The sequence below is a fragment of the Streptomyces sp. NPDC029836 genome, assembly GCF_055574495.1.
Map to the genome: position 1 here is coordinate 151,774 of NZ_JBVHZI010000010.1, position 24,201 is coordinate 175,974.

Here is a 24,201-nt window from a genome sequence, read left to right on the forward strand (position 1 = left end):
CAAAAAACGGGAGGGGCCCGGATCCGAACGGATCCGAGCCCCTCCCGGGCAGTAGCGGGGACAGGATTTGAACCTGCGACCTCTGGGTTATGAGCCCAGCGAGCTACCGAGCTGCTCCACCCCGCGTCGGTGAACCCAACCCTACGGCACCCCGGGGGGTGCCGATGACCACGTCGCCCGGAGCGCCCTCGGGGAGCAGCAACGCCGAGTCGCAGTGGACGGTGATGCGCACCGGCCCGGCCGGAGCGTCGCACGCCGGGTCGGGTGCGGGGGCGAAGCGGGGGTGCGGGGCCGCGCTGATCTGCCAGCGGATGCGGTGGCCGGCGGCGAAGCGGTACGCCGTGTGCCCCATCGCGGCGGTGACCGGTACGGGCGCCGGGCCGTCGGCACGCAGCACGGCCGGTGCGTCACAGACGTTGGTGGAACGCCCCCGGGGGTCGACGTCGCACAGGCGGGTGAAGACGTCCGCGCGCCCGCCGTCGGCGGACAGACTCAATCGGGCGAGGACGGGACCCAGGACGTCGACGGGTTCCGCGAGCGGCGGCCCGGTGAAGGTCAGGACGTCGGCGCGGGCCTCCAGGGCGGTGTTGTCGCGCGGTCCGGCGCCGAGCGACAGCAGCGGGCCGCCCACGGACGGGGTGGGGTCGGCGGGGTCGTGCGTGAAGGACGCCAGCGGTGCGGAGCCGTCGGGGGCCTGCCGGATCAGGTGCCCGCCCGGCGCGGGGAACCAGGAGCGGGCGGCCCGGGGCGGCGGCCACGCGTCGAGGTCGCGCCAGGCGTCCTCACCCCCGACGTGGACCCGTACGCCGGTCGGGCGCAGGCCCGAGGGATCGGAGCACAGGTGGGCACGCAGCCAGCCGAGGCTCTCCGCGAACACCTCGGGCCAGCCCCGGCTCAGGGCGGAGGTGTGGGTCCACGGTCCGACGAGCAGGGCGCTGTCGGGTCCGCCGGCCCGGCTCAGGCGGGCGTACTGCTCGAAGGTCTGGCCGGCGAGGGCGTCGTACCAGCCGGTGATCAGCGCGGTCGGCACGCCCGGCAGCTCGGCGGCGGCCGCGGTGGACGCGTCGCTCCAGTACGGGTCGTCCCGGTCGGGGTGGGCGATCACCTCGTCCAACCAGGCGGGTACGCCGCCGAGCGCGGCCGCGTACGAGTCCGGTCGCGGGGCCGAGGGGGCGAGGCCGCGCAGCAGGCGCCGCAGCCGCAGGGAGGCCTTGAGGAACGGGACCGTGCCCCGGTGCTGGTGGCTCATGGCGGCGCCGACCAGGAGGGCGTGCTCCAGGTGGAGGGCGCCGTCCGCGTGGAACAGGGCCCAGGGGTCGTGCAGGCCGAGTTGTACGACCATCGCCTTCAACTCCGGCGGCGGGTCCAGGGCCAGGGCCCACTGGGTGTACCCGAGGTAGCTGGGGCCGATCGTGCCCAGGGAACCGTCGAACCAGGGCTGTTCGCGCAGCCAGGCGACGGTGGCCCGGCCGTCGGCGGCCTCGTTGCGCCAGAGGTCGAAGCGGCCGCCGGAGCCGCCCGTTCCCCGGCAGCTCTGCAGGATCACGTGGAAGCCCTGTTCGGCGAAGAGGGTGCCGTACTGGGGCCCCCACGGCAGGCCCCGGCCGTAGGGCGAGCGGACGAGGAGGGTCGGGAAGTCACCGGGCGAGCGGGGGAACCAGTGGTCCGTGACGAGCGGGCTGCCGTCGGCGGCGGGGACGGTGAGGCCGCGCTCCAGGCCCACCTCGTGGAGGCGGGCCGGGAGCCGGCGCCAACCGGCTCTCATCAGGCGGGCGGACAGCGGCGGCTTGCCGGCGGGCGGCGTCCAGGCCGTCCTGGGCGGAGCGTCGTGGGCAGGCGTCATCGTTTCCCCTCCATCATTCTCGTACATGGTACGAGAATAGGGGATGCTTGGATGGGAACCGACAGGAGCCGACCGTCGCAAGGACAGGAGCCGACCGTCGAGAAGAAAGGAACACCCGTACCGTGACCGCAGAAGGCGCACCCGGCGGCGCCGGCCGAGTCGACCCCGGGCAGCTCTGGCTGAGCCCCGAACAGCCCCGCAGGGGACGCAAGCCCGCCTTCACCCGCGAGGCCATCACGGCGGCTGCCGTCGCCCTGGCCGACGCCGAAGGCATCGAGGCCGTCACCATGCGTCGACTCGCGGCCGAGGTTGGCGCCGGCGTCATGTCGTTGTACAGCTACGCCCCGGACAAGGAGACCCTGCTCGACCTGATGGCCGACCGGGTCAACGCCGAACTGCCCGTCCCGCGGGCGCCGACCGGCGACTGGCGCGCCGACCTGAAGGCCATCGCCCACCTCCAGCGCGCCCTGATGCTCCGCCACCCCTGGCTGCCCGCCGCCCTGCACGGCCGCCGCTCCCTCGGCCCCCACGCCCTCGCCTTCCTGGAACACGCCCTCGCCGCGCTGCGCCCCACCGGCCTCGACGGCGCGGCCCGCCTGGAGGTCTTCGCCCAGCTCACCGGGTTCGTCGCCGGACACGTCGCCCACGAACTCGCCCAGCAGGCCGCGACGGCCTCCCCCGAGCGGACGGCGGCGGAAGTCCGCTACCTGGCCACCGTCGCCGCGGACGGCGAGCACCCGGAACTGGCCGAGGTCCTGAAGGCGCCGGCCCGCCCCGTCACCCCCGGAGCCACGTTCGAACGGTTCCTGAACCGGCTGGTCGACGGCCTCGACACCGACTGATCCGCCCCCGCGAGGACGCACCGCCGGCGTCGCGCGGTCCGCGGGGTGAGTACCTTGCGTGCCTGCAGATCGAGGGTCCGCGCCGGCGCGGACACGTGCTTCTCGTGGCGGGCGACGCCGCCGTGCGCCGGGGGCCGTCCAGGTGGCCCCCGGCGCCAACCTGGCGGCGCTGGGGGTGATCCCCGTCGCCGGACCGGTCGTCGCCGCCGCCGGGTTCCCCGTACCGGCCCGCGAGCCGTCGCCGGGCGTGGGGTGGCCCGTACCCGCCCGGGATCCGCGCGGCCACATCCACGCCCTGACCAGCCCGCCGACGCGCCCGAGGTCCGGGCAGCCGCGACCGGCGCCCTCTACTGCTGGACCCGTCTCAAGGATCCGGGCACGATCACCGGAGCCGGGCTCGAACTCCTCGACCTCCTCGCATCCTTGCCGACCCCGGACCCCCGTCATCTGCGCCTCGTGCACCGGCGCACGGAGCTGCTGAACCGGTCACCCGGCCCCCAGGGACGGGCGGTTGACCCCCGAGCGGCCGAAGTCCGCCCCGACCCGGGCGAAGAGGGGGCAACGGGGTGACAAACAGGCGCTACGACGCCGTGACTACTGTGGGAATGCCGCGCAGTCGCGCGGGTGAAGGCACGCATTCGTTCAGGGGGAATGGAATGTCATCCCAGCCCGCGGTCATCGACCTGCTGGATCTCAGTCCGGACTTCGTCCGCGACCCATACCCGGTCTACGCGCGCCTGCGCCGCCGCGGGCCGGTCCACCACGTCCGGACACCCGACGGAAGGGACATGTGGCTGGTCGTCGGACACGACTCCTGTCGCACCGCCTTCACCGACCCGCGTCTGAGTCGTGACTGGCGCGGCTCCGGGGACCTCCGCCAGATCATCAACACCGGCCAGGACCAGCCGGGGCTCGCCCACATGCTGATGTCCGACCCGCCGGACCACACCCGGCTGCGCCGCCTGGTGGCACGGGAGTTCACGACCCGCCGCATCGAAGCCCTCGCCCCGCGCATCCAACAGGTGACCGACGAACTCCTCGACGCCATGGCGGCGCACGAGGACCGCAGGGCCGACCTGGTGGACGCCTTCGCCTTCCCGCTGCCGATGACCGTCATGTGCGAACTGCTCGGCGTGCCCGAACTGGACCGCGACGCGTTCGGCGCGTGGTCCAACGAAATGGTCGCCCGCACCAGCCCCGAGGCCGAGGCCGCCGCCTACGAGGAGATGCCCCGCTACCTGGTCGCCCTCATCGAGGCCAAACGCGCCGCGCCCGGGGACGACCTGCTCAGCGGGCTCATCCACGCCGTCGACGAAGGCGGCGACAGGCTTTCGCCGGACGAACTCATCGGCATGAGCCTGCTCCTCCTGATCGCCGGACACGAGACCACGGTCCACATGATCGGCAACGGCATGCGGGCCCTGTTCGCCCACCCGGACCAACTCGCCGACCTCCGAGCCGACCTCGGTCTGCTGGACGGCGCGATCGAGGAGATGCTCCGCTACGACGGTCCCGTCGAGACCTGTACCGAACGGCTCGCCCTGGAGGACGTGGAGATGGGCGGGGTCGTGATCCCCGCCGGATCCGCCGTCCTGATCGCCCTGGCCGACGCCGACCGCGACCCCAGCCGCTTCCGGGAACCCGACCGGTTCGACATCCGCCGCGACGCCCGCGGCCACATCGCCTTCGGGCACGGACTGCACCACTGCCTGGGCGCCCCGCTGGCCCGGATGGAGGGCCGCATCGCGCTGCGCTCCCTGCTGGGGCGCTTCCCGGGGCTCACCGGGGACACCGGGGCGACGACGCTGGACTGGCTGCCCGGCATGTTGATCAGGGGCGTCCGGGAACTGCCCGTCCGCTGGTGAACCGCGCTCCCGAGCCGGTCCGCCGGTCGGCGTCGGGCCGTGGCGTCAGCCGCTCGGCTTCGCGCGGACGTGCATGCGTTCGCCCTGCCGGCCGAACAGGCTGAGCACTTCCACGGACCGCTCGTCCGCGCTGCTGAACCAGTGGGGGAGCCGGGTGTCGAACTCGGCTGCCTCGCCGGGCCCGAGGATCAGGTCGTGCTCGGCGAGGACGAGCCGCAGGCGGCCGTCCAGCACGTACAGCCATTCGTAGCCCTCGTGCGTCCGCAGGTCCGGCTCGGTGCCCCGGTGGGGGATGAGCATCTTGTACGCCTGGAGCGGGCCCGGGGTCCGGGTCAGCGGAACGACCGTCCCGCCGTGCACCAGCGGGCGGGGCGTCAGGCGCACCCGGGGATCACCGACCTCCGGGGCGCCCACCAGGTCGTCCAGCGGCACGTGGTAGGCGGCGGCCAGCGGGAGCAGCAACTCCAGACTCGGGCGGCGTTGCCCGGACTCCAGCCGGGACAGCGTGCTCTTGGAGATGCCGGTCTCCTCCGAAAGGGCGGCCAGCGTGAGGCCGCGCTGGGTGCGCAGGCGGCGCAGGCGGGGGGCGACCTCGTCGAGGACGGCTCGGTAGGGGGCGGGGTGGTCCGTGTCCATGAGTGCATTTCACTCCGCCGTCCCGGAAACGGCAACAACATTTGCCGCCGGGACGGAAAGGGGTGCAGGCTCCGGCCCATGAGCACCCACAGCGCCTCCGGACCCACCCACCAGCACGGCCACGGCAACGCCCACGCCCCCGACCAGGGCCCCGGCCGCACCGACGGCCACGCCCACGGTCCCGGTCACGCGCAGGCCCACTCCCGGAGCCACTCCCCGGGCCACGCCCACGGCCATGACCACGGCCATGACCACGGCACCGACATCGACTGGGCCGCCATGGCCGGCCAACTGGAGGCCAACGGCGAGATCCAGCTCCCGCTCCTGCGCAGCACCGCGGCCCGCCTCGGGGAGTTGCTCGCCGGCGCGGGTACGCGGGTCCGCCGCGTCCTCGACGTCGGCAGCGGCCCCGGCGTGATGACCTGCGTCCTCGCCGAAGCCTTCCCGGAGGCCGAGGTCGTCGCCGTGGACGGCACCCCCGCCCTGCTGGAGCACACCCTGACCCGCGCCGAGCGGCTCGGGCTCGGCGACCGGGTCACCACCGTGCACGCCGAGCTGCCCGAGGGCCTCGACGCCATGGGCGCCGCCGACCTGATCTGGAGCAGCAAGGCCGTCCACCACCTCGGCGACCAGCAGGCGGCGCTCGACGGCCTCGCGGCCCTGTTGCGGCCCGGTGGGGTGCTCGCCGTCGCCGAGGCGGGTCTGCCGATGCGCTTCCTGCCCCGCGACATCGGTTTGGGCACGCCGGGCCTCCAGGCCCGCCTCGACGCCGCCCTGGAGTACTGGTTCTCCGTCATGCGGGCCGAACTGCCCGGCAGCACCCCGGTGACCGAGGACTGGCCCGCGATGCTCGGCCGCGCCGGCCTGGGACCCGTGGGCGCCTTCACCGCGCTCCTCGACCTCCCCGCGCCGTTGGCGGCGCAGGCCCGTGCCTTCCTGCAGGACCACCTGAGCCGGCTGCGGGAACTGGGCGACTCCCTGGACCCCGAGGACGGCAGGACCCTCGCCGTCCTGACCGACCCCGAAGCGGAGGCCGGCATCCTGCGCCGCCCCGACGCCTTCCTGCTCTCCGCCAGTACGGTCTTCACCGGGGTGCGCCCCGCCCGCTGACCGCAACGCCGGAAGCCGGCGGCCCCGTCGATCCCGTCAGCCCGGCGTGGACCGACGGACGGTGCCGATGCGGGCGGCGAGCAGGGCGATGTCGTCGTCGGCGGAGGCCGGCACCAGATGGGTGATCAGCGTGTCGCACAGGTGGTCCAGCGGCTGTTCCGGTTCGGTCAGCAGCCGCGTCAGCTCGCCCAGCCGTTCGTCGATGTCGTGGTCGCGGGCCTCGACCAGACCGTCCGTGTACAGGACGAGCAGGCTGCCCGGGGGCACCGTGAACTCGGTCGTGGTGAAGCCGACCCCGCCGACGCCCAGCGGTACCCCGGGCGGGGTGTCGACCAGGTAGACGGTCCCGTCGGGCTCCGCCACCGCCGGGGGCGGGTGCCCCGCGCGGGTGACGGTGCACCGGCCGGTGACCGGATCGCACACCAGGTACAGGAAGGTGGCCAGCATCGGCTCGGCGAGGTCGGCGAGCGTCGCCTCCATCTGGTGCAGCAGGGCCGTCGGCTGCATGTCGAGGCGGGCCAGGGCGCGAACCGTGGCCGACAGCCGGCCCATGACCGCCGCGGCGGCGATGCCGTGGCCCATGACGTCACCGATGAGCAGGGCGGCCCGCCCGCCGCTCAGCGGGAGGACGTCGTACCAGTCACCGCCGACCTCGTTGATGTCACTGGCCGCGAGGTAGCGGTGCGCCGTCTCGATCCCCGGCGGCGGCGAGACGTGCTGCGGCAGCATGCTGCGCTGCAGGACCACCGCCGTCTCGTGCTCGTGCCGGTACAGCCGGGCGTTGTCGATGCTGATGGCGGTGCGCGCGGCGAGCTCGCCCGCCAGGGTGACGTCGTCCGAACCGAACGGTCCCACCGGTCGCGTCCGGTAGAACGTGGCCACCCCGAGGACCACGTCCCGGGCCGTCAGCGGGACCATCATGAACGAGTGCACGCCCGCCCGGTGCAGCTGCTCGGGCTTGGGGGAGTGGCGCGCGGCCGGGGCGAAGGACTGCTCGTCGAAGCGGGCGACCAGGAACGGCTGGCGGGCCCCGAGGGCCTGCGTGTACGGGGCCGCCGCGGGGAAGGTGAGGGTCCGGCCGAGCGGAGCCAGGATGTGGGTGACCGCCGAACCGGTCAGCGGCGCCTTGCCCAGGCGCCGCAGTTCGACGCCCCCGGCCAGCCCCATGCCCGGCTCGTCGCCCCTCGCCAGGACGTCCAGTACGTCGACGGTGACCGCGTCGGCCAGGTGCGGGACGGCCAGGTCGGCCAGCTCCTGCGTCGTGCGCTCCAGGTCCAGACTGGCGCCGATGCGGGCACTGGCCTCGCTGAGCAGGGCCAGTCTGCGCCGCCCGGCCTCCGCCTCGGTGTGGTCGCGCTGCTGCTCGGTGATGTCCAGGAGGGACGCGATGACGCCGATCGGCCGGCCACCGGGGTCCTCCACGCGCACGTACGAGCACGACCAGACGTGGTCGTGCTCCGGGTCGGCGGGCGTACGGCCCGTACGGCGACGGTCCAGTACGGGCTCACCCGTCGCCAGGACCCGACGCATCGCGTCCTCCATGTCGCCCGCGTTCACCTCCGGCAGCACCTCGGCCAGACGGCGCCCGACGTGCGCGGACTCGGCCAGCCCGTTCATCGTCTCCAGAGCCGGATTGACCTGGAGGAACCGCAGCTGGGTGTCGAGCACGGCGATGCCGACGGGCGAACGGGCGAACAGGCCGTCCCAGACCGCCGACGAACCCCGGATGCGCCGCGCGGCGTGCGCGTCGGCCGCGAACACGAGCACCGCGGAGGCGCCGTCGCGCCGGTCGGGCACGGGGCAGGCCCAGATCTCCAGCTCCAAGGGGTGACCGTCGCGGTGCCAGGCGGTGACCGTCCCCATCACCCCGTGCCCGCCGGCCGCCGTCTCCCACAGGGACCGGCCCAGACTGCGGTCCGCCCCCGGATGCAGCAGATCGGCGATGTGCCGGCCCAGGACCTGGGGCGGGAGGTAACCCAGCAGGTGCTGCGCGCCCTGGTTCCACCGCACGATCGTCCCGTCGGCGCTGGTGGCCAGCAACGCCACCGGCAGGGCGCCGAGCCACCCGCCCGCGTCCTGGGCCGCGTGGCTGATCAGATCCGCCAGTGGCTCCTCGTGCATCCCTCACCCGCCCTCCCGGCAGCCTCGGCCCCGTCTCGCCCCGACCCCCATCAGTGGCGTCCCCCCACCGGGTGGTCCGCCGCGACCCGCGCCCCCTCCACACTCCCCATGGTCGCGCCGACGGCCGGGGAACGCCCCTCGGCCGCCGGCGTGAAGATCAGGACTGTCGGACGGCGGACACGTCGAACTCCAGCACCACCTTGTCGCCGACCAGGACGCCGCCGCCTTCGAGCGCCGCGTTCCAGGTGATCCCGTATTCCTTGCGGCTGATCGGGACGGAGCCCTCCAGACCGACGCGCAGGTTGCCCTGCGGGTCGGTGGCGCTGCCCTGGAACTCGAAGTCGATGTCGATGGACCGGGTGACGTCCTTGATGGTCAGGTCGCCGGTGACGCGGAAGGTGGTGTCGTCGAGCTGTTCCACCGCCGTCGACACGAAGGTGATGTGCGGGAAGGTAGGCGCGTCGAGGAAGTCGTTGGTCCGCAGGTGGCCGTCCCGCTGCTCGTTGCGGGTGTCGACGCTGGCCGTGGTGATGGTGACGGACACCGAGGACTTCGCGGGGTCCGTCCCGTCCAGGTGGGCCTTGCCCTCGAACTCGTCGAAGGAGCCGCGGACCTTGGTGACCATGGCGTGCCGGGCGACGAACCCGATCCGGCTGTGGACCGGATCCAGCGCGTAGTCGCCCGTCAGGGACGCGAGGGAGGTGGCGGTGCTCATGAACCTGCTCCGGAGGATCGAGGGCTGGAAACGCGGGGACGTCAGACGGTGGCGAGCTGCGGGATCAGGCGCAGCGCGTTGTCGTGGTAGATGCCCTGGAGCTGCTCCGGGGTGAAGGCCGGATCGGAGTCGAGGGCGGGCAACGCCAGGTCGGTGACCGTGTCGCCGGGGGCGGCGGGCCAGTCGGTGCCGAAGAGGATCCGCTCGGCGGGGACGTGGGCGAGGAGGGTCGCCGCACTCGCCATCGGCCCGGCGGTGTCGTAGTGGAAGCGCCCCAGGTACTCGCGGACGGTGCCCGGGTCCACGGGCGGCTCGCAGAACCGGCCCAGGGCTTGCAGGCGCGTCGCGATGTACGGCAGGAAACCACCCGCGTGCGGCAGGATCACCGAAATGTCCGGGAACCGGTCCAGGGTCCGCTTGCTGATCATGTTCACGGCGGCCCGGGTGGTGTCCAGCAGGAAGTCGCACATGAAGTTCGGGATCCCCGGAACGGTCGCCGGTCCGGGCGGGCCGTCCGGCAGGTTGTGCGGGTGGGTGTCGACCACCGCGCCGAACTCGTTCAGCTCGGAGAACACCCGGTCGTAGGAGGGGTCCCCGAGGTAGACGCCCCCGTAGTTGGCCGTCACGTTCACGCCGACGGCGCCGAGCTGCCCCAGTCCGCGCCGGATCGCCCACGAGGAGGCGTCCGGGTCGTCGAGGAAGAGCGGGACGTAGAAGGAGAACCGTCCCGGGTGGGAGGTCGCCACCTCGATCATCGACTGGAGCGTGATGTTGATCGCCTCACGCTGCTGCGCCGTGGAGTGGTAGCGGGCGGGCAGCATGGGCTTCAGGACGGCCGTGGCGATGCCCGCGCGGTCCATGAACGCGATCGCGGCGTCGGTGCCCAGCCCGGTCCACGGCGGCAGCCGCTTCGGGTCGACCAGCTCGTGACGCACCGCCCAGTCGAGCCACTCGGGCGCACAGTAGTGGTGGTGCATGTCGATCTTCGACCGGTTCGCGTGGACCGCTCCGGTACCGGGCGCGAGGACGTCGCCGGCGGGGCCGGGACGCTCGTCCGGTGCCGTGCCCAGGAGGGCCGAACCAAAGGTGCTCGCGGATTCAGGCATGCCGATTCACCGTCCGTGGAAGGGTCTGGTCAGTTGCCGGGTACGACGGCGGCCGGCCCGGCCGCGGTGATCGGCGCGATCGGCGTGCCCGCCGTGCGCGGCGTCGCCCTCGCGTCGCGGCCGGGGGCGGACCGTACGGGTTCCAGCACGAGCCGCAGCCGCTCCAGCCCGCGGAACGCCGCCACCGGACCCTTCAACCGGGCCGCCCGCGCCTCCTCCTCGGACTCGGCCAGCTCCATCTCCGGGAACTCCCGCAGGAGGCAGGACAGCGCGATGTCGAGTTCCAGCCGGGCCAGCGGCGCGCCCAGGCAGTAGTGCGTGCCGTGCCCGAAGCCCAGGTGCATGCCCTGGATTCCCTCGCGGGTCACGTCCAGGACGTCCGGGGCACCGAACTGGTCCGGGTCCCGGTTCGCGGAGGAGATGGCGATCTGCACGAGCGAGCCCTTGGGGATGAGCGTGCCCCGCACCTCCGCGTCCTCGGCCGCGTACCGGAAGGTGGAGGTCTCCACGGAACCCTCGAAGCGGACGAATTCCTCCACCGCCCCGGGGATCAGCGCGGGATTGCGCCGCAGCTTCTCGAACTGGTCGGGACGGAGCAGCAGGTCCAGGACGGAGTTCCCGATCTGGAACGCGGTCGTCTTGTGCCCCGCGAAGAACAGCACCCACAGGGACGAGACCAGCTCCGCGTCGTCCAGCCCGTCCTGCGCCCGGATGAGGTCGCTGAGGAAGGAGTCCGAGGGGTGGGCGCGGGTGTGCGCGATCAGACGGTTCAACCGGGCCTGGAGCCACTCCTCGGCAGCCCTCAGCTCCGCTTCCATCCGCGGGTCGAACCGGGCCCGCGTCACCACCGCGAACTGCCCGAGGATCTCCGGACGGTCCGCCTCCGGAATCCCCATCAGCTCGCACAGCACCGTGATGGGGAACGGGAACGCGAACGCGGGGATCAGGTCCACCGGCTCCGTCTTCGGACACGCGGCGAGCAGCCCCTCCGCGATCTCGGTGATCCTCGGCCGCATCCCCTCCACCCGCCGCGGGCTGAACGCGGTCCTCAGGGCGCGGCGCAACCGGGTGTGGCGGGGCGGGTCCGAGTTGAGGACGTTGTCGTCGAGGTCGTCGAAGAGGCTGCCGTACACCGCGTGGTAGAGGTCGAGGGCCCCACGCATGTCCTTGCTGAAACGGGGATCGGACAGCGCGTCGCGGGCGTCGTCGTACCGCGTGATCAGGTACGTGTCGACGCCGTGCGCGGGCGTCAGACGGCACACCGGGGCCTGCTCGCGCAGGGCCGCGTAGACGGCGTGCGGGCACGTCCGGAACTCCGGCGCGCCCCTGGACACGGACGCCACGATGTCCCGCAGCGCTTCGCCGCCGTTCGGTGCCGCATTCTCCTGCGCCATGTCTGAGTACCCTCCGTGAAGCCGGCGTTCGGCCACTCACGGGTTCCCTGCGGCCCCCGGCCGTGAAACGGGCCGTGGCTCGTTCGAGTGAGTCCGCCGCCCCTTCGCGCGGTGCCACCGAGGGCAACGCCCGTCCCGCCCGGCCGTGGGAAGGGAGCCCGCCGACCGCCGCCCGCGCCGTACGCGCCGTCGGCCGACCGGCCGTCAGCCGTCCGATCGGAAGGGGTGGCGGCCGGCCGGAGCGGGGAAGGGCTGCTCGTGCAGCCGCCCGCAGCCGGGGGCGCGCCGTCGCGGCCCCGACCGGACGGCACTCCTCGGACGATGCACCCCCAGGGAGTTCCCCATGCCCCGAACCCTCACCTTCGCCCTCGCCACGGCCGCCTCGCTCGCCACCCTGGCGGCCGTCGCCGCACCCGCCGCCACCGGCGCGGACACCGCCAAGGCCGCCGCCGACCGGGCCGCCACCTACCGGGCCACCGCGCCGTTCCACCGGCACGCGAGCGCAGTGAAGGCGGGCTACGTACCGGACAAGTACTGCGTGGAACGCGCCGGCGCCGGCGCCCTCGGCTACCCGCACTTCAACCACGGCCACGACAACTCCGTCGACCCGGCGAGGCCCGCCGCCCTGTTCTACGAGGACGACGGGCGCGGCGGCAAGCGCCTCATCGGGGTCCAGTGGACGGTCTTCGACCGCGACCAGGACGTGACCACCGACAGCGACCGCCCGAAGCTGTTCGGCATCCCGTTCAAGGGCCCGCAGCGCGGGAACTTCCCCGGCCAGCCGGTGCACTACGCCCTGCACATGTGGCTGTGGAAGAAGAACCCCGCCGGCACCTTCGAAACCTTCAACCGCGCGGTCACCTGCCTGCCCGGCACCACCCGGCCCAAGCCCGCCGTCTGAACCCGGAGGCGGCGGCGCACAGGGCCGCGCCGCCGCCCGACGGCGTCAGGACCCCGAACGGGGTCCGACCGGGTGGGCCCGCCCCGCGCCCCGACCGCCCCGCCCGCTCTCGACCCGGGCCACCAGCCGCTCCAGGGCGGCCAGCGTCCCGGGGAAGCCCGCGCCGGTCTCCCGGACCACCCCGGGCCCGGTCAGGAAACGGCCGTCGACCACCAGCGCCGGCACCCCCTGGATGCCGTACGCCCGGAGCAGCGCGTCGGCGTGCCGGATCGCGGACTCCACCGCGTCCGAGGCGAAGGCGGCGGCGAAACCGGCCTCGTCCAGGCCCTGCTCCGCGGCCCAGGCGAGGACCGCCCCGTCGGTGTCGAGGTGCGCGCGGTCCCGGTGGATGGCCGTGAAGGCCCGCTGGTGGAACGCGCCGGCGCCCAGTGCCTCCAGCGCGAAGTGCAGGCGCTGCTGCGGCTTGAAGTTCTGCCGGCTGCCGCTCGTCGCGCGGTCGAAGTCCACGGGGATCCACCGGAACGCGACGCGGTCGGCGTGGACGCCGCGCCACGCGTCCAGCACCGGTTGCAGCTCGTACGCATGCGAGTCGGAGTACCAGAAGAAGGCCTCGACGGTGACCGGACCCGTACCCGCGCCGGCCGGCGCGGGGCCGTTCACGTGGGTGTGGTCCTGGCCTTCGACAGACATGGGGAGGCTCCTCCGTCTCGAACGTGCCGGCCGCGCCCGCGCGCGGGACGCTGTCGTGCCGTCCCCCGCGCGCGCCGTGCCCAGGACGGAACGTATGTGTCCGCCCACCGGTCGCGAAACGCAGATCCCGGCCACCCCGAGGCCGGAAACAGTCCCTTCGGGATTCCTTCCCCCACGGGCCCCGCCGCCCCGGCCCCGACGGCCCGCCGGCCGCACCGCCTACGCTGGCGCCGTGAACGGAGCACACCCCAGCCGCCGGCAGGCCGTGGGCGCGGGCGCCCTGGCGGTCGCCGCCGCGCTGGCCGGCTGCACGGCCGGCTCCGGCCCGGCGCGCCGACTGCGGCTCGCGACGGGCCCGCCGGGCGGCCCGTACAACGCGTTCGGCGAGGCCCTGGCCAAGGCCGTCACCACGGGCGCCCCCGGGACGCGGATCGAACCCGTCGACACCGCGGCCAGCGTCAACAACCTGCGCAAACTGCAGGACGGCAGCGTCGACCTGGCCCTGGCCATGGCCGACGCCGCCGAGGACGCGGTCCTGGGACGGGAACCGTTCGCCCGGCCCGTCCCGGTGACCGCGCTGGCCCGGGTCTACGTGAACTACACCCATCTCCTCGTCCCCCGGGACGGGCCGGTCCACACGGTGGAACAGCTCGCCGGCCGCCCGGTCGCGGCCGGCGCCGCCGGGTCGGGGGTACGGGTCGTGGCGGGCCGGGTGCTCCGGGCGGCCGGCGTGGGCACGGACCTCGCCGCCGCCCGGGAACGGGAACTGGGCCTCGCCGCATCGGTGTCGGCGCTGCGAGAGGGCACGGTCGACGCCCTGTTCTGGTCCGGCGGCGTCCCCACCGCGGCCCTGTCGGAGCTGGCCCGGGAGCACCCGGTCCGGTTCCTGCCGCTGGACGGACACGTCGGCGCGCTGCGCGGGCGCCACGGCCCCGTCTACACGGCGGTCACCCTCCCGGCGGGGGCGTACGGGCTGACGGAGCCGGTCGGGACCATCGGCGTCGGCAACTACCTCCTGGCCCGCGCCGACCTCCCGGACGCCGCGGTGCGCGACGTGCTGCGGGTGGTGTTCGACCGGTGGCGGGACCTGCTGCGGGAGGTGACCGCCGGGGCCCGGCTGGAACCCCGGTTCGCCATCTCGACCGGAGCCGTCCCCCTCCACCCGGGCGCGGTGGCGTACTACCGCTCGGTGTACGGCTGAGCGCCCGTCCGGGGCGGTTCAGGCGGCCGGCAGCCGCAGTTCGGTCAGCAGCCCGCACGGCACGTTGCCGCCCACGTCGAGCCGGCCACCGCTGACCCGGGCGATCTCCTCGGCGATGGCCAGCCCCAACCCGCTGCCCCGGACGTTCTGGTGCTCGGGGGACCGGGCGAAACGCCGCAGCAGCAGGCCCCGTTGCTCGGGCGGTACGCCCGGGCCGTCGTCGCGGACCCGGACCAGGACGGCGCCGTCTTGCTCCCGCGTGACGGCGACCTCGACGCGACCGCCCGCCGGTACGAACTTGACGGCGTTGTCGAGGAGCGCGTCCAGGACCCGGCCCGCCGCATCGGGCAGCGCGCGGGCCCGCAGTCCCTCCCCGGGACACGCGTGCGCCAGCTCCAACCCGGCCCCGGCGAAGACCGGGGCCCAGGCCCGCACCCGCTCCCGTACCGCCGCCGCCACGTCCTGCTCGCGCGGCTCCGCCGGGCCCGACTCCACCCGCGCCAGGGCCAGCAGCCCGTCGAGGAGCTCCTCCAGGCGCTCCGCCTCGTCCAGGGCCCGCGCGTGTTCGGCCAGACCGGGGCCAGGAGAGACGTACGGCTCCACGTTCTCCAGCTGGAGCACCAGGGTGGCCAACGGGTTGCGCAGCTGGTGCGAGGCGTCGGCGACGAAGTCGCGCTGCCGGCCGATGGAGTCGGCCACGGCCTCCGCCATCGCGTTGAAGTGCAGCCGCAGGCGGCGCAGTTCGGGCGGGCCGGTCTCGGACACCGCCCTGGCCCGCAGGCTCCCCGCGGCCAGCTTCTCCACGGCCCGGTCCAGATCGAGGACCGGCCGCAGCAGCCACCGGGTGATCCCGGCCGCGACCAGGGCGGCGGCGGTGAAGGCGGCCGCCGCCCCGGCGCCGATCAGTGACCAGCGGACCGCCACGTCCCGCCGGGCCGTGGCCGTCGGCAGCGCCAGCAGGACGGCGCCGCTGACCCGCTCGTCCCGGCCCACCGGCTCGGCCAGCACGACCTCGCCCGGCCCCCAGGGGCGCAGCGTGGGGAGCCGGTCGGTGGACCGGCCGGTGAGCGCACGGTCGCGGGCCTCGATCGCCCCGGCGGCGGCGTCGGCCCGCGCTCCGGCCCGGGCCACCGGCGCCCCGGCCGGATCGACCACGACGACCCCGGCGCCGTACAGCTGGGCGTACCGGACGATCTCGGCGGACAGCTCCGCACGGTCGGCGTCCGTCCGCATCCGCTCGGCGAGATCGGCGAACCGCACCGCCTCGGACCGCCGTTGCAGCAGCAGGTGCTCGGTCCGTCCCCGGGCGTACGCGTCGGCCAACGGGACGCACAGCAGCAACGCGGCGGCCCCCATGAGGACCATCAGCACGGCCAGGAGCCGCCGCCTCATCGCGGGCCGCCGGCGGGAGCGCGGGTCGGCCCGGTCCCGGCGGGAGGGGCGCCGAGCTGGTAGCCGAAGCCGCGTACCGTACGGACCAGCCAGGGGCGGCCGGTCTTGGCCCGGACCCCCGCCACGTGGACGTCGAGCGAGCGGGAGACCCCGAGGAAGGCGTCGCCCCAGATCCGGTCCAGGATCTCCTCGCGGGCGTGCACCTCGTCGGGGCGCTCGGCCAGGAAGGCGACGACGTCGAACTCCCTGCGCGTCAACCGGACCTCGGAATCCGCCACGGTGACCGTGCGGCGCGCCAGGTCCACCGCGACGTCCCCGCTGCGCACGATCCGGTCCCCGCCCGCCGTCGGCCCGGAGGGTCCCGTCGGGCCGGAGCGGACGGCCGAACGGCGGCGGACGCTGTCGACGCGGGCCATCAACTCGGCCATCCGGAACGGCTTGACGACGTAGTCGTCGGCGCCCGCCCGCAGCCCCTGCACGATGTCGCGCTCCTCGCAGCGCGCCGTGACCACGATCAGCGGCGCGTCGCAGACCGTCCGCAACCGGCGCAACAGCTCCAGCCCGTCGAGGTCGGGCAGCCCCAGGTCCAGCAGGACGAACTCGGCCTCGTGCACGTGCCGCAGGGCGTCCAGGGCGCGGCCCACCCGGCGGACGGTGTGTCCGCGCTGGGCGAGCGCCGTCCCGAGGGCGTGCGCCATGCGGTCGTCGTCCTCGACGAGCAGAGCGTGCATGGACACATCCCTCGTGCCGCGTGATCCGGGGCAGCAGACTACGGGAGCCCGCCGCACCGGGTCACCGTCGCCGGTTCAGCGCGCGGAGCGCTCCGGCGCCGTCGCGGGGGACGTCACCGGTAGGGCCCTGCCTTCGACCGCCGCGTCGGCCGCCGCGTCGGCCTCCGCCTCGGCGCGGCTGAGCGCGGTGTCACGGGTGTCCGGCATCAGCACGTAGGTGACGAGGGAGACCAGCGCGCAGCCGGAGACGTACCAGAAGAACATGCTCTCGCGGCCGTTGCTCTTGAACCACAGGGCCACGTACTCCGCGGTGCCGCCGAACAGGGCGTTGGCGATGGCGTACGGCAGGGCCACGCCCAGGGCGCGCACCCGGGTGGGGAACAGCTCCGCCTTGACGGCCGCGTTGATGGAGGTGTAGCCGGTGACGATGACCAGCGCCAGCAGCGACAACCCCAGCGCGGACCAGTACGAGGACGCCGACCCGAGCGCGGTCATGATCGGGTACGTGCCGACGGTGCAGCCCACCGCGAAGGTGATCAGCAGCGGCCGGCGGCCGATCCGGTCCGACAGCATGCCGGCGAAGGGCTGCAACACCGCGAAGAGGGCGAGTGCGGTGAAGCTGACCAGGGTCGCGGTCGTCTTCGGCATGCCCGCACTGCCGACGAGGTACTTGGTGAGGTACGTGGTGTACGTGTAGTAGGCCACGGTCCCGCCGAGGGTGAGGGCCATGACCAGGCCGGCCTGCCGCCGGTGCTCCCACAGGACCTTCAGCGTGCCGCGCGTGCTGTCGTCGTGGCCCTCGTCACCCGACGACTGCTCCTTGAACGCGTCGGTCTCCTGGAGCCGGCGCCGCAGCCAGAAGACGACCACGGCGAACAGCGCTCCGAGGAGGAACGGGATTCGCCAGCCCCAACTCTCCAACTGGGCCGTGGTGAGGGTGTGTTGCATCGTGATCAGGATGCCCAGGCCGAGGAGCTGGCCGCACGTCATCGACACGTACTGGAACGACGAACCCAGTCCGCGCCGGTTGCGGGCCGACGCCTCGGTCAGGTAGGTGGCACTGGCCGCGTACTCGCCGCCGATGCTCATCCCCTGCAGGAGCCGCGCGAGCAGCAGCACCAGGGCGCCGAAGTAGCCGGCCTGACCGTAGGTGGGGGCCACGGCGATCAGCAGGGCGGCCACCGACATCATCGTGACCGTGAGCGTGAGCGCGCTCTTGCGGCCGTGCCGGTCAGCGGCGCGGCCCAGGATCCACCCGCCGACGGGACGCATCAGGAAGCCGACGGCGAAGATCCCCGCCGTGTTCATCAACTGCGTGGTCGGATTGTCGTTGGGGAAGAAGGAGTCGGCGAAGTAGATCGCGAAACTGGCGTAGACGAACCAGTCGTACCACTCGACCAGGTTGCCCAGGGACCCGCCGATCAGGGCGAGACGGCGCTTCTTGCGCTCCTCCGCGGACGAGGGCGGTACGGGCACGACGGCGGGCGCGGACATGGCGGCTCCGGAGGGAAGACCCAGAAGGGCGAGGGGGAACGCCCCGGCGGTGGGGGAGTGACCAGAGCATGCGGTCGCCCTCGCCGGCGGACAAGGTCCGCCGCGCAGATCTAACGTTCCGCTAAGGAAGGCGCACGCGAACGGTCCCCGGGGTCGGGGTCGGGGCATCGCCGGTCGGGCGGCGCCGGCCCGGTTCCGCCGACCCGACCGCGCCCTCCGGCTCCGGTCACATTCGGCCAGGTCCCGGGCGGCGGACGGCTCGCGGCGTCCGGCGCGGGGCAGACTGGGCCCGTCAGCTGCTCCCGACGCGGAGGACCCGCCCGTGCCCGTACCGATCATCATCGACTGCGACCCCGGCCACGACGACGCCCTCGCCCTCATGCTGGCGGCCGCCGATCCCGCGGTCGACCTGCTCGCCATCACGACCGTGGCGGGCAACCAGACCCTGGACAGGACGACCCTCAACGCCCGTCGCGTGTGCACCCTCGCCGGGATCACCGACGTCCCCGTCGCCGCCGGCTGCGACCGGCCCCTCGTCCAGCCGCTGGCCGTCGCCGCCGACGTGCACGGCGCGTCGGGGCTGGACGGACCGCGGTTCCCGCCGCCCACGGTCGACGTGGTCCCCGAGCACGCTGTGGACCTCATCCACCGGATCCTGCGGGAACACCCCGAGCCCGTCACGCTCGTACCGACCGCCCCGCTGACGAACATCGCCCTGCTGCTGACCCGCTACCCCGACAGTGCCTCCCGGATCCGGGAGATCGTGCTGATGGGCGGCTCCACCGAGCGCGGCAACCGCACCCCGGCGGCCGAGTTCAACATCCACACGGACCCGGAGGCCGCGGCCATCGTCCTCGACAGCGGGGTACCCGTCACGATGTGCGGCCTCAACGTCACTCACCAGGCGCTCGCCACCCCCGAGGTACTGGCCCGGTTCGAAGCGCTCGGCACCGAGTTGGGCCGCACCTGCGCCGAACTGCTCGCCTACTTCGGCTCGGCCTACCACCGGCTGTGGGGCATGCCGCACCCGCCGCTGCACGACCCGGTCGCGGTGGCCCGCGTCATCGATCCCACGCTCGTGGAATGCGTCGACGCGACCGTCTCGATCGAACTGCACGGCAGCCACACCCGCGGAGCCACCGTCGTGGACCTGCACCACTACCTGGGCCGCCCCGTCAACGCCCGGGTCGCGGTGTCCCTGGACACCGAACGGTTCTGGGACCGCATGGTCGGCGCCGTCGAGGCCCTCGGTTCCCGCCGCGCCTGACCTCAGGCTCCCGGCGGACCGACACTCCCGCGGCGCCTGAAGTTCCCGGCGCGCCTGCGGATTGCCGCGCCTGCGGATCCCGCGGACCTGAAGCTCCTGCCGGGCCGTCGTCCACGACGTGGGTTCCCGGCCCGGCGCCCGCTATGCGGCCCCGTAGCGCATGCGCCCCAGGGCGGTCATCGGTCGGTCGTGGGCCGCGACGGGCGCCGGGAGGCAGGTGGAGCCCATCAGGTACCGGTCGACCGCCGCGGCCGCCGCCCGGCCCTCCGCGATGGCCCACACCACCAGGGACTGCCCCCGGCCCGCGTCGCCCGCGACGAACACCCCGGGTGCCCGCCCGCCGGCGGCCGCGAAACCGGCGTCGCGGGCGAAGTTCCCGCTCCCGTCGCACTCCAGCCCCAACTGCTCGCGCAGCCGCCCCGTCCGCTCCGGACCGGCGAAACCCAGCGCCAGCAGGACCAGTCCGGCGGGCAGCACGCGCTCGGTGCCGGTCAGGGGCGTGCGGGCGGCCGGCTCGACGGAACTCAGGTGCAGGGCCCGTACCCGCCCCGCGGTGTCACCCTCGAAGCACAGCGTGGCGCTGGCGAAGAGTCGGGGGTCGTACCCGGCGAGCCCACGCGCCTCGGCGTGCGCGTGGGAGATCCGGTACACCCTCGGGTACGTCGGCCAGGGCTCGCCGTCCGCGCGGTCCGGCCCGGGTTCCGCGTTGATGTCCAACTGGATCACGGAGAGGGCTCCCTGCCGCAGCGCGGTGCCCAGGCAGTCCGAGGCGGTGTCCCCACCGCCGACGACCACCACGTGCCGGCCCTCCGCCGTGACCCGCGGCGCCGCCCGATCGCCCTCCCGGACCCGGTTGGCGAGGGTCAGGTACTCCATCGCCTGATGGATCCCGTCCAGCTCGCGCCCCGGCACCGGCAGCTCCTTGCGCTCGCCGGCCCCCACCGCGACGACCAGCGCCCCGTACCGCCCCCGCAGGTCCGCCGCGCACACCGCCCCGCCGACGTCCGACCCCGTGACGAAGACCGTGCCCTCGTCCCGCATCTGCTCGATCCGCCGGTCCAGGTGCCGTTTCTCCATCTTGAACTCGGGGATGCCGTAGCGCAGCAGCCCGCCGATCCGGTCGGCCCGCTCGTGAACGACGACGGTGTGACCGGCCCGCGTCAGCTGCTGCGCGGCGGCCAGCCCGGCCGGACCGGAACCGATGACGGCCACCTCCCTGCCACTGCGGCGTTCCGGCGGGCGGGGCGCCATCCAGCCGCGGCGCCGGCCTTCGTCGGCTATCTCCTGCTCGACGTTCTTGATGGTCACCGCATCCGAGTTGATGGTCAGGACGCACGCGTCCTCGCAGGGCGCCGGGCAGAGCCGCCCGGTGAACTCCGGGAAGTTGTTCGTGGCGTGCAGCCGCTCGTACGCGGCGGCCCAGTCACCGCGGGCGGCGAAGGCGTTCCACTCCGGTATGAGGTTCCCGAGCGGGCAGCCGACGTGGCAGAACGGGATTCCGCAGTCCATGCAGCGGTCGGCCTGGCGGGCGACGAGCGGGAGCAGCGCCTGTCCGGCGTGGACCTCGCGCCAGTCGTGCAGCCGTTCTTCGACGGGACGGGCCGGTACGGGCTCGCGGGGAATCCTGAGGAAGCCGAACGGATCGGTCACGCGCCGCCTCCCTGGATCGTGCGCGGCGTGCGCGCACCGCACGGGGCACCCGGTGCTCGTGGTGGGCGGGTCCCGCAGGCGTGTGGTGTGCGGCGTTCCACTCAGCGTACGCCGCACCGGGCGGGGCGTCCGCTCGGTGCGCCGGCGCCCGGTCGGGCCCGGGTCGGTGGCCCGTCGGGCGCTGGTCCGGTGCCGGTTCGCCACCCGTCCGGGCCTCAGTTCCGCAGGGCCGCGACGATCTCGTCCGTGGTGCTGACCTTGCCGATGCGGGGGAAGATCCGGCCGAAGCTGTGGGCGTGTGCCTCGGGGTCGGTGTCGGCGGTGGCGTCCTCGGCGAAGACGAGCCGGTAGCTGTGTTCCCAGGCCGTGCGGGCGGTGGATTCGACGCCGATACTGGTCGAGATGCCGCCCAGGACGATGCGGTGGATGCCGCGGCGGCGCAGCTGGAGGTCCAGCTCGGTCCCGGTGAAGGCGCCCCAGTGCCGTTTGGTCACGACGACGTCGGCCAGGGCGGCCAGCTCGGCGGGGATCTCGGAGAAGGCGGCGGGCGGCGCCGCCGCGGGGCCGGGACGGTCCACTTCGAGGGTGGGCAGGTCGCCGCCGTCGGGCGACCACGCGACCTTGACCAGGACCACCGGGAGCTTGCGGGCCCGGAAGGCCTCGGCGAGTCGGACGCCCCGGCGCAGGACCTCGTGCGCGGGCCTCGTGGTGGGCAGGGCCAGGATGCCGCTCTGCAGGTCGATGAGGACCAGGGCGGTGTCGTCCTCAAGGTGCAGGGCGTCGCTCATGGGTGGGGGTGTCCTTCCGTCGGTGGGCCGGGGTGTGCCGTGGCGTTCCGCTTCCGGTTCAGGCCTCGGCCAGCCGGCGCAGGAGCGGGACGGCCTCGGCCACGGTTTGCTGTTCGGCCGGGGAGAGGCGGCGGGCCATCAGATCGGCCAGCCGGCCGCGGCCGGCCTCCTGGCGTTCCGCGGCGACCCGGCGGCCGCGGTCCGTCAGGGCGATCACTTTGCGGCGCCCGTCGGTGGGGTGCGCGGCGCGCTCGACGTGGCCGCCGGCCCGGAGGGCGGCGACCGTGGAGTTGAGGGACTGCGGGCGGATCCTCTCGGCCCGGGCCAGCTCGGTGATCGTACGGGGCCCCTCCCGATCGAGGCGCTTCAGGACCGACACCTGCCCCAGGGTCAGGCCGCTTCCGGCGGAGGCCGTGCGCAGGTGCCGCACCATCAGGCCGACCACCAACTGGAGCTCCTCGGCGGTGTCCCGGAGCCGCCGGGCCGTGTCGTCCGCGTCCGCGGGATCCGGGGTCCCTGCGGGGTCCAGCGGGTCGGTCGGGTCCACCGGGTCGCTCGGGTCCACCACGTCCACCACGTCCATCAATCGAACATAGCCCGCATATCGGACGACTGCAAAGCAAGCCTTGGCATCCCGGACGGCCGACCCCGGGCCCGCCCCCGGGGTGGGGATGATGGGGCGGTGAACCAGATACTTTACGCAGGGGTCTTGGGCCTCGTCCTCACCCTGGCCGGCACCCCGTTACTCATCAAGGTCCTGGCTCGGAAGGGCTACGGCCAGTTCATCCGGGACGACGGACCGCGCGGACACCACGGCAAACGCGGCACCCCGACGATGGGCGGCATCGCGTTCATCACGGCGACGCTCGTGGCGTACGGCCTCACGAAGGTGATCACGGGGGAGCCCGCCACCCACCCCGGCGCGCTGGTGCTGTTCCTGATGGCGGGCATGGGGGTGGTCGGGTTCCTCGACGACTACATCAAGATCGTCAAGCGGCGTTCGCTGGGTTTGCGCGCCAAGGCGAAGATGTCCGGACAGCTGGTCGTCGGCACCGCCTTCGCCGTCATGGCCCTCCAGTTCGCCGACGCGCGCGGTCGGACGCCCGCCTCGATGCGGATCTCGTTCGTCACGGACTTCGGCTGGACGATCGGGCCCGTACTCTTCGTGGTCTGGGCCCTGTTCATGATCCTGGCCATGTCCAACGGGGTGAACCTCACCGACGGGCTCGACGGATTGGCCACCGGCGCCGCGGTGATGGTCTTCGGCGGGTACACCTTCATCGGCATCTGGCAGTTCCAGAAGTCCTGCGCCGACGCCGTGGGGTTGGTCGACCCCGCGGGCTGCTTCGAGGTCCGCGACCCCCTCGACCTGGCCGTCGTCGCCTCCGCCCTGATGGGCGCCTGCTTCGGTTTCCTCTGGTGGAACACCTCGCCCGCCAAGATCTTCATGGGCGACACCGGTTCCCTCGCCCTGGGCGGCGCGTTGGCGGGCCTCGCCATCTGCTCGCGGACCCAACTGCTGCTCGTCCTGCTGGGCGGCCTCTTCGTCCTCATCACGATGTCGGTCGTCATCCAGGTCGGCTCGTTCAAGCTGACCGGCAGGCGTGTCTTCCGCATGGCTCCGCTCCAGCACCACTTCGAGTTGAAGGGCTGGTCGGAGGTCCTCGTCGTGGTCCGGTTCTGGATCGTCCAGGGCATGTGCGTGATCGTCGGCCTGGGCGTCTTCTACGTGGCCGGCGCCGGGCTCTGACGCGGGTCTGCCCGTCGAACAGCCGGCCGAACGGGGTCCGATCCGGTGGGGGGGACAGGGGCGGTCGGGGGTCAGGGGCGGTCGAGCCCCCAGGTCTGGAGCGCGTACGGCCGGCCCTTCTCCTCGCCCTTGATCAACGGCACGTCGAGGAGCCGGAAGCCGGCCCGCACTGCCACGCCGACGCTGGAGGCGTTCTCGGCCTCCAGCTCCAGGATCACCTGCTCCGCGCCCAACTCCTCGAAGGCGTACGCGGCCATCACCCGCACCGCCCGGGCCGCCAGCCCCTGCCCCCGGTGTGCCGGACCGACGGCGTACCCGAGCTCGGTGCCCTCGGGTGCGCGCTTGAGCATCACCTCGCCGAGTGCGGCGCCGCCGTCGACGGTGATGGCGAGCAGCAGCGCCGTACCGTCCGTACGCAGCTGCCGGGCCCGGTCCAGGCGGGTGCGGGCGGCCCCGTCGTCGAAGGGGGAGACGATCGGGGTCCAGTACGCGATGTCGGGGTGGTCGAACAGCTCGGGCATCCCCGCCAGGTCCGCTTCGGTCCAGTCGCGCAGGATCAGACCCTCCCCGGTCAGCTCGATCCGGTCGGGGAAGGACGGCGTGCTGCTGCTCATGCGGGGGGACCTCCGGGGCCGGTGCGGGAGCAGGCAGGATATCCGGCGACCGGCCATCGGATCACCGGATCATCCTGCCGACGGGAGGCGT

The 24,201-nt window shown here is 73.8% G+C and carries 21 protein-coding genes and 1 tRNA gene; 7 read left to right on the plus strand and 15 right to left on the minus strand.

Features of this window, described 5'->3' with window-relative positions:
- Positions 1-52: 52 nt before the first annotated feature.
- Together ACZ4XJ_RS26585 and ACZ4XJ_RS26590 are read right to left on the minus strand one after the other, a co-directional pair.
- Positions 53-126 (minus strand) — tRNA-Met (locus ACZ4XJ_RS26585).
- Positions 104-1,843, minus strand: coding sequence for a CocE/NonD family hydrolase (locus tag ACZ4XJ_RS26590; protein WP_468497632.1), 1,740 nt, complete (start codon positions 1,841-1,843; stop codon positions 104-106). Before ACZ4XJ_RS26590 ends, ACZ4XJ_RS26585 begins: the two co-directional genes overlap by 23 nt.
- 122 nt (positions 1,844-1,965) lie before the next feature.
- Between ACZ4XJ_RS26590 and ACZ4XJ_RS26595 the strand changes: the two genes are divergently transcribed.
- Both ACZ4XJ_RS26595 and ACZ4XJ_RS26600 read left to right on the plus strand, forming a co-directional pair.
- Positions 1,966-2,685 (plus strand): TetR/AcrR family transcriptional regulator C-terminal domain-containing protein, encoded by a 720-nt coding sequence (locus ACZ4XJ_RS26595; protein WP_362878627.1) that lies wholly within the window; start codon positions 1,966-1,968, stop codon positions 2,683-2,685.
- A 656-nt stretch (positions 2,686-3,341) separates the two neighbouring features.
- Positions 3,342-4,550 (plus strand): cytochrome P450 family protein, encoded by a 1,209-nt coding sequence (locus tag ACZ4XJ_RS26600; protein ID WP_468497633.1) that lies wholly within the window; start codon positions 3,342-3,344, stop codon positions 4,548-4,550.
- Positions 4,551-4,595: 45 nt separating this feature from the next.
- Here the strand turns inward: ACZ4XJ_RS26600 and ACZ4XJ_RS26605 are convergent, their stop codons facing one another.
- Positions 4,596-5,186 (minus strand): helix-turn-helix domain-containing protein, encoded by a 591-nt coding sequence (locus ACZ4XJ_RS26605; protein WP_362878631.1) that lies wholly within the window; start codon positions 5,184-5,186, stop codon positions 4,596-4,598.
- A 78-nt stretch (positions 5,187-5,264) separates the two neighbouring features.
- Between ACZ4XJ_RS26605 and ACZ4XJ_RS26610 the strand changes: the two genes are divergently transcribed.
- Positions 5,265-6,296, plus strand: a complete 1,032-nt coding sequence (locus ACZ4XJ_RS26610) for a class I SAM-dependent methyltransferase (protein WP_468497634.1) — start codon at positions 5,265-5,267, stop codon at positions 6,294-6,296.
- A gap of 36 nt (positions 6,297-6,332) precedes the next feature.
- Here ACZ4XJ_RS26610 and ACZ4XJ_RS26615 read toward each other — a convergent pair whose 3' ends face one another.
- The 4 genes from ACZ4XJ_RS26615 to ACZ4XJ_RS26630 all read right to left on the minus strand — a co-directional run bounded on the left by ACZ4XJ_RS26615 (position 6,333) and on the right by ACZ4XJ_RS26630 (position 11,632).
- Positions 6,333-8,417 (minus strand): SpoIIE family protein phosphatase, encoded by a 2,085-nt coding sequence (locus ACZ4XJ_RS26615; protein WP_362878635.1) that lies wholly within the window; start codon positions 8,415-8,417, stop codon positions 6,333-6,335.
- A gap of 157 nt (positions 8,418-8,574) precedes the next feature.
- Positions 8,575-9,132, minus strand: a complete 558-nt coding sequence (locus ACZ4XJ_RS26620) for a YceI family protein (RefSeq protein WP_468497635.1) — start codon at positions 9,130-9,132, stop codon at positions 8,575-8,577.
- Between the two features lie 41 nt (positions 9,133-9,173).
- Positions 9,174-10,238 carry an amidohydrolase family protein gene (locus ACZ4XJ_RS26625; protein WP_468497636.1) on the minus strand — a complete coding sequence of 355 codons (1,065 nt, stop codon included), beginning with the start codon at positions 10,236-10,238 and terminating at the stop codon, positions 9,174-9,176.
- A 29-nt stretch (positions 10,239-10,267) separates the two neighbouring features.
- A complete protein-coding gene (locus ACZ4XJ_RS26630; RefSeq protein ID WP_468497637.1) occupies positions 10,268-11,632 on the minus strand; it encodes a cytochrome P450 family protein in 1,365 nt (454 codons plus the stop codon).
- A gap of 343 nt (positions 11,633-11,975) precedes the next feature.
- Between ACZ4XJ_RS26630 and ACZ4XJ_RS26635 the strand changes: the two genes are divergently transcribed.
- Positions 11,976-12,533 carry a hypothetical protein gene (locus tag ACZ4XJ_RS26635; RefSeq protein WP_362878643.1) on the plus strand — a complete coding sequence of 186 codons (558 nt, stop codon included), beginning with the start codon at positions 11,976-11,978 and terminating at the stop codon, positions 12,531-12,533.
- Between the two features lie 45 nt (positions 12,534-12,578).
- On the opposite strand, the gene ACZ4XJ_RS26640 is transcribed toward ACZ4XJ_RS26635, so the two are convergent.
- Positions 12,579-13,223, minus strand: a complete 645-nt coding sequence (locus ACZ4XJ_RS26640) for a thiol:disulfide interchange protein DsbA/DsbL (RefSeq protein ID WP_468497638.1) — start codon at positions 13,221-13,223, stop codon at positions 12,579-12,581.
- Between the two features lie 232 nt (positions 13,224-13,455).
- On the opposite strand from ACZ4XJ_RS26640, the gene ACZ4XJ_RS26645 reads away from it, so the two are divergent.
- Positions 13,456-14,424: a TAXI family TRAP transporter solute-binding subunit gene (locus tag ACZ4XJ_RS26645; RefSeq protein WP_468497639.1), complete on the plus strand. Its 969-nt coding sequence runs from the start codon at positions 13,456-13,458 to the stop codon at positions 14,422-14,424.
- 18 nt (positions 14,425-14,442) lie between these two features.
- Here the strand turns inward: ACZ4XJ_RS26645 and ACZ4XJ_RS26650 are convergent, their stop codons facing one another.
- From ACZ4XJ_RS26650 to ACZ4XJ_RS26660, 3 genes are all read right to left on the minus strand, one after another.
- Positions 14,443-15,816 carry a sensor histidine kinase gene (locus tag ACZ4XJ_RS26650; protein WP_468497640.1) on the minus strand — a complete coding sequence of 458 codons (1,374 nt, stop codon included), beginning with the start codon at positions 15,814-15,816 and terminating at the stop codon, positions 14,443-14,445.
- Positions 15,813-16,547: a response regulator transcription factor gene (locus ACZ4XJ_RS26655; RefSeq protein ID WP_468497641.1), complete on the minus strand. Its 735-nt coding sequence runs from the start codon at positions 16,545-16,547 to the stop codon at positions 15,813-15,815. Before ACZ4XJ_RS26655 ends, ACZ4XJ_RS26650 begins: the two co-directional genes overlap by 4 nt.
- Positions 16,548-16,622: 75 nt before the next feature.
- The gene (locus ACZ4XJ_RS26660) at positions 16,623-18,041 is read right to left on the minus strand and encodes an MFS transporter (RefSeq protein WP_468497642.1); all 1,419 of its coding nucleotides are present in this window, start codon (positions 18,039-18,041) and stop codon (positions 16,623-16,625) included.
- 322 nt (positions 18,042-18,363) lie between these two features.
- Here ACZ4XJ_RS26660 and ACZ4XJ_RS26665 point away from each other — a divergent pair, with 322 nt between their 5' ends.
- Complete coding sequence (locus ACZ4XJ_RS26665) at positions 18,364-19,308, plus strand: nucleoside hydrolase (RefSeq protein WP_362878655.1); 945 nt, start codon at positions 18,364-18,366, stop codon at positions 19,306-19,308.
- Between the two features lie 141 nt (positions 19,309-19,449).
- On the opposite strand, the gene ACZ4XJ_RS26670 is transcribed toward ACZ4XJ_RS26665, so the two are convergent.
- The 3 genes from ACZ4XJ_RS26670 to ACZ4XJ_RS26680 all read right to left on the minus strand — a co-directional run bounded on the left by ACZ4XJ_RS26670 (position 19,450) and on the right by ACZ4XJ_RS26680 (position 22,329).
- Entirely contained in the window at positions 19,450-20,958 is a 1,509-nt protein-coding gene (locus ACZ4XJ_RS26670) for a glutamate synthase subunit beta (protein ID WP_468497643.1), read from the minus strand.
- 215 nt (positions 20,959-21,173) lie between these two features.
- A complete protein-coding gene (locus ACZ4XJ_RS26675) occupies positions 21,174-21,746 on the minus strand; it encodes a hydrolase (RefSeq protein WP_468497644.1) in 573 nt (190 codons plus the stop codon).
- A gap of 58 nt (positions 21,747-21,804) precedes the next feature.
- Entirely contained in the window at positions 21,805-22,329 is a 525-nt protein-coding gene (locus ACZ4XJ_RS26680) for a MarR family winged helix-turn-helix transcriptional regulator (protein ID WP_362878661.1), read from the minus strand.
- Between the two features lie 99 nt (positions 22,330-22,428).
- On the opposite strand from ACZ4XJ_RS26680, the gene mraY reads away from it, so the two are divergent.
- Positions 22,429-23,496, plus strand: a complete 1,068-nt coding sequence (gene mraY / locus ACZ4XJ_RS26685; protein ID WP_362878663.1) for a phospho-N-acetylmuramoyl-pentapeptide-transferase — start codon at positions 22,429-22,431, stop codon at positions 23,494-23,496.
- 71 nt (positions 23,497-23,567) lie between these two features.
- On the opposite strand, the gene ACZ4XJ_RS26690 is transcribed toward mraY, so the two are convergent.
- Positions 23,568-24,110 (minus strand): GNAT family N-acetyltransferase, encoded by a 543-nt coding sequence (locus tag ACZ4XJ_RS26690; RefSeq protein ID WP_362878665.1) that lies wholly within the window; start codon positions 24,108-24,110, stop codon positions 23,568-23,570.
- Between the last annotated feature and the right edge of the window lie 91 nt (positions 24,111-24,201).

Coding starts and splice junctions, on each gene's coding strand:
- ACZ4XJ_RS26590 (WP_468497632.1), bottom strand. CDS start 1,843: ATGACGCCTGCCCACGACGCTCCGCCCAGGACGGCCTGGACGCCGCCC.
- ACZ4XJ_RS26600 (WP_468497633.1), top strand. CDS start 3,342: ATGTCATCCCAGCCCGCGGTCATCGACCTGCTGGATCTCAGTCCGGAC.
- ACZ4XJ_RS26605 (WP_362878631.1), bottom strand. CDS start 5,186: ATGGACACGGACCACCCCGCCCCCTACCGAGCCGTCCTCGACGAGGTC.
- ACZ4XJ_RS26610 (WP_468497634.1), top strand. CDS start 5,265: ATGAGCACCCACAGCGCCTCCGGACCCACCCACCAGCACGGCCACGGC.
- ACZ4XJ_RS26615 (WP_362878635.1), bottom strand. CDS start 8,417: ATGCACGAGGAGCCACTGGCGGATCTGATCAGCCACGCGGCCCAGGAC.
- ACZ4XJ_RS26620 (WP_468497635.1), bottom strand. CDS start 9,132: ATGAGCACCGCCACCTCCCTCGCGTCCCTGACGGGCGACTACGCGCTG.
- ACZ4XJ_RS26625 (WP_468497636.1), bottom strand. CDS start 10,238: ATGCCTGAATCCGCGAGCACCTTTGGTTCGGCCCTCCTGGGCACGGCA.
- ACZ4XJ_RS26630 (WP_468497637.1), bottom strand. CDS start 11,632: ATGGCGCAGGAGAATGCGGCACCGAACGGCGGCGAAGCGCTGCGGGAC.
- ACZ4XJ_RS26635 (WP_362878643.1), top strand. CDS start 11,976: ATGCCCCGAACCCTCACCTTCGCCCTCGCCACGGCCGCCTCGCTCGCC.
- ACZ4XJ_RS26640 (WP_468497638.1), bottom strand. CDS start 13,223: ATGTCTGTCGAAGGCCAGGACCACACCCACGTGAACGGCCCCGCGCCG.
- ACZ4XJ_RS26650 (WP_468497640.1), bottom strand. CDS start 15,816: ATGAGGCGGCGGCTCCTGGCCGTGCTGATGGTCCTCATGGGGGCCGCC.
- ACZ4XJ_RS26655 (WP_468497641.1), bottom strand. CDS start 16,547: ATGCACGCTCTGCTCGTCGAGGACGACGACCGCATGGCGCACGCCCTC.
- ACZ4XJ_RS26660 (WP_468497642.1), bottom strand. CDS start 18,041: ATGTCCGCGCCCGCCGTCGTGCCCGTACCGCCCTCGTCCGCGGAGGAG.
- ACZ4XJ_RS26675 (WP_468497644.1), bottom strand. CDS start 21,746: ATGAGCGACGCCCTGCACCTTGAGGACGACACCGCCCTGGTCCTCATC.
- ACZ4XJ_RS26680 (WP_362878661.1), bottom strand. CDS start 22,329: ATGGACGTGGTGGACGTGGTGGACCCGAGCGACCCGGTGGACCCGACC.
- ACZ4XJ_RS26690 (WP_362878665.1), bottom strand. CDS start 24,110: ATGAGCAGCAGCACGCCGTCCTTCCCCGACCGGATCGAGCTGACCGGG.